At 69.8% G+C, this 2,000-nt stretch carries 2 protein-coding genes and 1 pseudogene; 1 reads left to right on the forward strand and 2 read right to left on the reverse strand.

What is annotated here, in order from left to right; translation table 11 throughout:
- Nucleotides 1–744: pseudogene (locus GJ633_RS17390) on the forward strand (glucan 1,4-alpha-glucosidase); the annotation flags it as partial.
- A 133-nt stretch (nucleotides 745–877) separates the two neighbouring features.
- On the opposite strand, the gene GJ633_RS16165 reads toward GJ633_RS17390, so the two are convergent.
- Together GJ633_RS16165 and hisF are read right to left on the reverse strand one after the other, a co-directional pair.
- The gene (locus tag GJ633_RS16165) at nucleotides 878–1,105 is read right to left on the reverse strand and encodes a hypothetical protein (protein WP_156589589.1); all 228 of its coding nucleotides are present in this window, start codon (nucleotides 1,103–1,105) and stop codon (nucleotides 878–880) included.
- Between the two features lie 108 nt (nucleotides 1,106–1,213).
- On the reverse strand, nucleotides 1,214–2,000 hold a 787-nt coding region (gene hisF, locus GJ633_RS16170), incomplete at its 5' end, for an imidazole glycerol phosphate synthase subunit HisF (protein WP_156589590.1).

Below are 2,000 nucleotides of genomic sequence, written 5' to 3' on the forward strand. Positions count from 1 at the left end.
CGCGGCCGCCGACGCGGTCGAGGCAACTGCAGCCGACGCGACGCGGTTGAGGCGGCCGATCCGTCCGCTCTCGATTCAGAGGCGTTCGAGGGGGAGGAGATCCCCGACGACATCGAGGCCCACGCCCGCCGGCAGGCCGCCCGCGTGTACGAGGCGCTCGACGACCTCTGGGTCCCGGAGCGCGGCTGCTACGCGCTCCGCGAGTCCCCCCACGGCGACCTCGACGACCGGATCGACTCGTCGACGCTGGCGCTGGCGAGCGCCCACCGGGCGTTCGACGCGCTCGACGGCGACGCCGGCGTCGACCCGGAGCGCCTCGACCGGCTGGTATCGCACGTCGAGACCGTCGTCGACGGGCTGGCGCGCGAGACGGACGCCGTCTCCGGCCTGTTCCGGTACGAGGGAGACGACTGGCGCCGCGCGTCACAGCCGTCGGAGAAGGTGTGGACCGTCTCCACCGCGTGGGGCGCACACGCCTGTGCCGAGCTGGCGGTCCTGCTCGCCGACCGCGACGACCCGCGGGCGGGCCGGCTGGCCGACCGTGCGCGGGATCTCCTCGCGCTCGTCTCGCCGGACGGGCCGCTGTGTGAGTCGACGAGCTACCTGCCCGAGCAGTTCTTCGACGACGGCACGCCGGACAGCGCCACGCCGCTCGGGTGGCCCCACGCCATCCGGCTGGCGACGGTCGCGCTGCTCGACGACGAGCGTCTCCCGTCCGCGGCCCGGGTCGCCGCCGGCGACTGAGCGGTCGCCGGCTGGCAGTTCGCCGACTTCCGGGTCGACGACCGAACGTCCGGGATCAAACACTGAACGATCGGCGATCAAATGGGTGACGACCGACCGATCGAACGATCGGGACCCGCCTTCTGTGCCGCCCTCACCGCCACGCGTCCTGCGGGACGCAGTCGGACTCCGTCACCGTGATCCACCGGGTCGTCCGCTCGTCGGGATCGCGGTCCGGCTCGTAGAACGTCACCTCCCCGTCGTCGGACGCCCCCTCGCCAGACGCCTCCTCGTCAGACGCCTCGTCGCCGGACACCTCGTCGGTCCGCCGACAGACGAGCGTCGGCGGGTCGTCGCGGACACGCGTCGATGACGTGGACATACGTCACAGTTCGAACCCGATCACATAATAATTGTTGGTTTCGATCGCCAGGAAGAAAACACTACGGTAGTAGTAAGCGACGGTAGTGACAGTGTCCTCCGAGATCGCCTACAACCGGACGGGGACGCCGCGCTCGTCGAGGTACTCCTTCGTCTCTTCGATCGTGTAGTCGCCGAAGTGGAAGATGGAGGCGGCGAGCCCGGCGTCGGCGTCCGCCTCGGTGAACACCTCGTACATGTCCTCGGGACTGCCGCAGCCGGAGGAGGCGATAAGCGGGGTGGAGACCGCGTCGCCGACCGCGCGCATCAGGGGCACGTCGTAGCCGTCCTTCGTCCCGTCCATGTCGATGGAGTTGACGAACAGTTCGCCCGCGCCGCGCTCTTCGGCCTCCTTCGCCCACGAGACGGCGTCGATGCCGGTGCCCTCGCGGCCGCCTCGCTTCGTGCACTCGAACCACACCCGCTCGCCGTCGTCGTCCTCGTAGAAGTGCTCGCCCGCGTCGTCGTACCGCCGACGCGCGTCGATCGAGATGACGATACACTGACTGCCGAACGCGGCCGCGCCCTCTTCGATGAGCTCCGGGCGCTCCAGCGCGCCCGTCGTGATCGAGACCTTGTCGGCGCCGGCCCGCAGCGTCTCCTTGACGTCCGCTTTCGTGCGGATGCCGCCCCCGACCGTGAGGGGAATAAAGCACTCGTCGGCGACCGCGTTGACGACGTCGAGCATCGTCTCTCGTCCCTCGGCGCTCGCGGTGATGTCGAGGAACACGAACTCGTCGGCGCCAGCGGCGTTGTACTTCTTCGCCAGTTCGACCGGGTCGCCGGTGTACTCGAGGTTCTCGAAGTTGACGCCCGTGTACACCGCCGCGTCGCCGTCGTCGTCGAGGTCGACGTCG

Source organism: Halorubrum sp. CBA1125 (assembly GCF_009742825.1).
In the GTDB taxonomy this organism is placed as follows: Archaea; Halobacteriota; Halobacteria; order Halobacteriales; family Haloferacaceae; genus Halorubrum.